Source organism: Actinokineospora pegani (genome assembly GCF_009745975.1).
Taxonomy (GTDB): Bacteria; Actinomycetota; Actinomycetes; order Mycobacteriales; family Pseudonocardiaceae; genus Actinokineospora; species Actinokineospora pegani.
The window spans coordinates 1-5711 of sequence record NZ_WHOL01000067.1 but is presented as its reverse complement, the minus strand read 5'-3'; the positions used below and the strand labels follow the sequence as shown (position 1 = coordinate 5711).

At 75.6% G+C, this 5711-nt stretch carries 1 protein-coding gene; it reads right to left on the bottom strand.

The genetic code is table 11. The features are described from left to right. Positions 1-5711 (bottom strand): SDR family NAD(P)-dependent oxidoreductase (locus GCL84_RS10245; RefSeq protein ID WP_156755180.1); only part of this gene is annotated, 5711 nt, incomplete at both ends.

Here is a 5711-nt window from a genome sequence, read left to right as displayed (position 1 = left end):
GCGCGCAGCGGGCGGTCCAGCAGCGCGTCGAAGTGCGCGCAGACCTCGTCGAAGGCGGCGGCGAACACCGGGAACCGCTCGTGCAGCCCCAGGCCCATGCCGATCCGCTGCGAACCCTGCCCGGAGAACACGAGCGCGACCCGCCCGGACCGGGCGGCGACGACGTCGACCCCGGCCAGCGCGGCGGCGAACTCCTCGGCGGTCTCGGCCACGACGGCGGCCCGGTGCTCCAGCGCCGAGCGCCCGGTGGCCAGCGCCCAGCCGACGTCGCGCGGGTCCGCGTCCACACCGGCCAGCGACTCAGCCAGCGCCCGCACGGTCTCGGGCGTGCGACCCGACAGCACCCACGGGACGAGCCCGCCGGAGGTCGGTTCGGGTTCGACGGAGACAGGCGGCTGCTCGATGATGACGTGGGCATTGGTGCCGGAGATGCCGAACGACGACACCCCGGCCCGGCGCACGTGCTCGCCCGTCCAGTCGCGCGCCTCGGTCAGCAGCTCGACCGAACCGGCAGACCAGTCGACCTTCGACGTCGGCGCGTCCACGTGCAGCGACCGCGGCAGCCGCCCGTGCCGCAGCGCCAGCACCATCTTGATCACCCCGGCGACCCCGGCCGCGGCCTGGGTGTGGCCGATGTTCGACTTCACCGACCCGAGCAGCAGCGGCGTGTCCCGGTCCTGCCCGTAGGTGGCCAACAACGCCTGCGCCTCGATCGGGTCACCCAACGCGGTCCCGGTCCCGTGCGCCTCCACAACGTCCACATCAGACGACACCAGCCCACCGGAGGCCAACGCGGCCCGGATCACCCGCTGCTGCGACGGCCCGTTCGGCGCGGTCAGACCGTTCGACGCGCCATCCTGGTTCACCGCGCTCCCACGCAACACAGCCAGAACCTCATGACCATTGCGCACAGCGTCCGACTGGCGCTCCAACAGCACCATGCCGACACCCTCAGACCACCCGGTCCCATCCGCCCCCTCGGCGAAGGACTTGCACCGGCCGTCCACGGCAAGCCCCTGCTGGCGCGCGAACTCGATGAACGCGCCCGGGGTGGACATGACCGTCACGCCACCGGCCAGCGCCAGGTCGCACTCCCCCGACCGCAGCGCCTGCGCGGCCAGGTGCATCGCGACCAACGACGACGAGCACGCGGTGTCGACGGTCAGCGACGGCCCCTCGAAGCCCAGCGTGTAGGAGATGCGGCCGGACGCGACGCTGGCGGCGGAGCCGGTGCCGACGTAGCCCTCGAGGCCGTCCGGCGTCTCGCGGAACAGCCGGGAGTAGTCCTGGCCGTTGGAGCCGACGAACACGCCGGTCGCCGAGCCGCGCAGCGCCGCGGGGGCGATGCCGGAGCGCTCCAGCAGCTCCCACGAGGTCTCCAGCAGCAACCGCTGCTGCGGGTCCATGGCCAGGGCCTCGCGCGGGTTGATCCCGAACAGGGTCGCGTCGAAGTCGGCCGCGCCGCGCAGGAAGCCGCCGCGGTCGGTGTAGGTGGTGCCGTGCCGCTCGCGGTCCGGGTCGTAGAGCGACGCCAGGTCCCAGCCGCGGTCGGTGGGGAACCCGGCGATGCCCTCGCCGCCCTCGACCAGCAGCGCCCAGAGCTGTTCCGGCGACGACACGCCGCCCGGGTAGCGGCAGGCCATGCCGACCAGCACGACCGGGTCCTCGGAGACCACGGCGGGGGGCGCCGCCACATCCGGACCCGCGCCCAGGCCGGTGTCGAGCCGCTCGGCCAGCGCGGCCGGGGTCGGGTGGTCGAAGACGAGGGTGGCGGGGAGCTTGAGGCCGGTCTCGACGGCGAGCCGGTCGCGCAGCTCCACGGCGGTCAGCGAGTCGAACCCGAGGTCGGAGAACGCCCGCGACTCGGCGACCTGCCCGGCGTCGGCGTGGCCGAGGACGGCGGCGCAGTGCGCGCGGACCAGGTCGAGCAGCTTCCGGCGGCGCTCGGGCCCGGGCAGGCCCGCGAAGAGCCCGGTCGGCGCGGTCTCCGGAGTCTCAGTGACGAAAGCCGACAACAACGGGCTCGGCCGGGCCACGGTGAAGGCCGCGGCGAAGGTGGACCAGTCGACGTCGGCGACCAGCACGCAGTCCTCGCCCGCGTCCACGGCCTGCCGCAGGGCGGTGAGGCCCTGCTCGGGCGGCAGCGACCGGAGGCCGCCGCGCGCGAGCCCGGCCGACACCTCGGCGTCGACCATGCCGACCCGCGCCCACGGGCCCCAGGCCACGGCGGTGCCCGCCGCCCCGCGCGCCCGGCGCTGCTTCACCAGCGCGTCGAGGTAGGCGTTGGCCGCCGCGTAGGGGCCCTGCCCCCCGCTGCCGAGCACCCCGGCGATGGAGGAGAAGACGATGAAGGCGTCCAAGTCGCCGGTCAGCTCGTCCAGGTGCCGGGCGCCGTCGACCTTGCCGGACAGCGTCGCGTCCAGGTCGTGCGCGGTGAGCTCGGCCAGGCGGCCGTGCTGCCCGACCCCGGCGGCGTGCACCACGGCGGTCAGGTCGTCGATGCCGTCGAGCACGGCCTTGAGCGAGTCCCGGTCGGCCACGTCGCAGGACACGACGTCGGCGCCCAGCTCAGCCGCCAGCTCGGCGGCCCCCGGCGCGGCCAGGCCCCGGCGGCTGGTCAGCACGACCTTGTCCGCCCCTGCCCCGGCGACCCAGCGGGCGACCTCGGCCCCGATGCCCCCGGTCCCGCCGGTGATCAGCACCGTCCCGCGCGGCGTCCACGGCGCCACCGGCGCCGCGGCCCCGGCCCGCTCCACGCGCCGGGCGAACACGCCGGACGCCCGCAGCGCGACCTGGTCCTCCGACCCGGCCAGCACGGCCAGGAACCGCTCGGCGGCCCGCGCGTCCCACTGCTCCGGGAGGTCGACCAGCCCGCCCCAGCGGGCGGGGTGCTCGAGCGCGGCGACCCGGCCCAGGCCCCACACCATCGCCTGCTCGGGCGAGCGCACGGCGTCGGCCCCCACGGACACGGCCCCGCTGGTCACCAGCCACAGCGGCGCGTCGATCCCAGCGTTGACCAGCGCCAGCACCCGACCGAGCCCGGTGATGTCCGAGACCACCCCGGCGAAGTCCCCCTCGGGGATCTCCTCCCGCGTGACGACGACGTCCACGCCGCCGTCGCGCAGGGCGCCCACCCACGCGGGCTCGTCGCCGCGCAGCACGGCCAGCCAGGTCCCCGAGGGCGCACCGGAGGGGCGAACGGGCGTCCAGCGCTCCCGGTACCGCCAAGAGTCCACTTCGGACTGAGCCTGCCTGCGGGCCCGCCACTGGGCCAGCACCGGGAGCGCGGGCGCGACGGCGGCCAGCCCGGCGTCGTCGCCGGTGACGCGCAGCTCGGTGGCGAGGGCGGCCAGGTCGTTGTCCTCGACGGCCCGCCAGAACGCGGCGTCCTCGACCGCGACCGGGGCGCCGTCCGGCTCGACCCAGTAGCGGTCGCGCTGGAACGGGTAGGTCGGCAGGGGGACCACGCGGGCGTCCTGCCCGGCGAACACGGCGGCCCAGTCGGGGTCCGCGCCGGTGGTGAACAGGGCGGCGACGGCCGCGAGCAGCGCCTCCGGTTCGTCCCGGTCGCGGCGCAGCACGGGCACGCACCCGTCGAGCAGCGGCGTCAGCACCGCGTCCGGGCCGACCTCCAGGCACCGCACGACACCCAGCCCGGCCAGCGCGGCGGCGCCGTCGGCGAACCGGACGGTGCCGCGCACGTGCTCGACCCAGTAGGCGGGGTCGGTGAGCCGGTCGGCGACCGAGCCGGTGACGTTGGAGATCACCGGCATGGTGGGCCGGTGGTAGGTGACGGAGTCCAGGACGGTGCGGAACTCGGCCAGCATCGGGTCCATCAGCGCCGAGTGGAACGCGTGCGACACCGACAGCCGCCTGGTCTTGGCGAAGCCCGCCGCGACCGCCAGCACCTCGGCCTCGACCCCGGACAGCACAACGGATTCCGGCCCGTTGACCGCGGCGACGCTCACGCCGCCGGTCAGCTCGATGTCCGCCTCGGCGGCCTTGACCGACACCATCGCGCCCCCGGCCGGGAGCGCCTGCATGAGCCGACCGCGCGCGGCCACGACCCGGCACGCGTCGGCCAGCGACCACACCCCGGCCACGTGCGCGGCCACCAGCTCGCCCACCGAGTGCCCGATCAGCGCGTCCGGCCGCACACCCCAGGAGTCCAACAGCCGCACCAGCGCGACCTCGACCGCGAACAGCCCGGCCTGGGTGTACACGGTCTCGGCGACCTCCTCGGAGCCGAGCTTGTCCCGCAGCGGCACCCCCAGCAGCTCGTCGAAGTGCGCGCAGACCTCGTCGAACGCGGCGGCGAACACCGGGAACCGGGCCGCCAGCTCGCGCCCCATCCCGATCCGCTGCGACCCCTGCCCGGAGAACGCGAACGCGGTCCGCCCGTCGACGGCCTCGCCGACCAGGCGCCCCCGCCCCTCGGCGACCGCCAGCAGCTCCGCGCGGGAGCCGCCGACCACCGCGGCCCGGTGCTCGAACGCGGTCCGGGTGGTGGCCAGCGAGAACGCCACGTCGACGCCCGCCACGTCACCGAGACCGGTCAGCAGCTCGGCCGCGCGGGCCCGCAGCGCCTCCGGACTGCGCGCGGACAGCACCCACGGCAGCACGCCCGCCGGCTCGGCGCGCTCGGCCGCCTCGGTGGCGGGGGCCTGCTCGACGATGATGTGCGCGTTGGTGCCGGAGATGCCGAACGACGACACGCCTGCCCGGCGCACCCGGTCGGACGCGGGCCACGGCTGGTCGTCGGTCAGCAGCGACACCGCGCCCGAGGTCCAGTCGACGCGCGGGTTCGGCTCGGTCAGGTGCAGCGTCCTGGGCAGGCAGCCGTGCCGGAGAGCCATGATCATCTTGAGGACGCCCGCGATGCCGGACGCGGCCTGGGTGTGCCCGATGTTGGACTTCACCGACCCCAACCACAGCGGCGTCTCACGATCTTGTCCGTAGGTCGCCAGCAGCGCTTGGGCCTCGATCGGGTCGCCCAGGGCGGTCCCGGTCCCGTGCGCCTCGACGGCGTCCACATCGGACGGGGCGAGTCCGGCGGCGGTAAGGGCGTCGCGGATGACGCGCTGCTGCGCGGGCCCGTTCGGGGCGGTCAGGCCGTTGGACGCGCCGTCCTGGTTGACCGCCGTCCCCCGGATCACGCCGAGCACCTGGTGTCCGTTGCGCTGGGCGTCGGACAGCCGCTCGACCAGCACCAGCCCGACACCTTCGCCCCACACGGTCCCGTCGGCGTCGGCGGCGAAGGACTTGCACCGGCCGTCGGCGGCCAGGCCGCGCTGCTGGGAGAACTCGACGAACCCCAGCGGGGTCGCCATGACCGTGACGCCACCGGCGATGGCCAGGTCGCACTCGCCCGACCGCAGCGCCTGCGCGGCCAGGTGCAGCGCGACCAGCGACGACGAGCACGCGGTGTCGACGGTGACCGCCGGGCCCTCCAGCCCCAGGGTGTAGGCGACGCGGCCGGACAGGACGCTGGCGATGTTGCCCGTCCCGGCGAAGCCCTCCCGCCCGGCGGCCGACCCGCGCACGAGAACGGCGTAGTCCTGCCCGCTGGTGCCCGCGAACACGCCGGTCCGGGAGCCGCGCAGGGCGGCCGGGTCGACGCCCGCGCGCTCGATCAGCTCCCAGGAGGACTCCAGCAGCAGCCGCTGCTGCGGGTCCATCGCCAGCGCCTCGCGCGGGGAGATCCCGAAGAA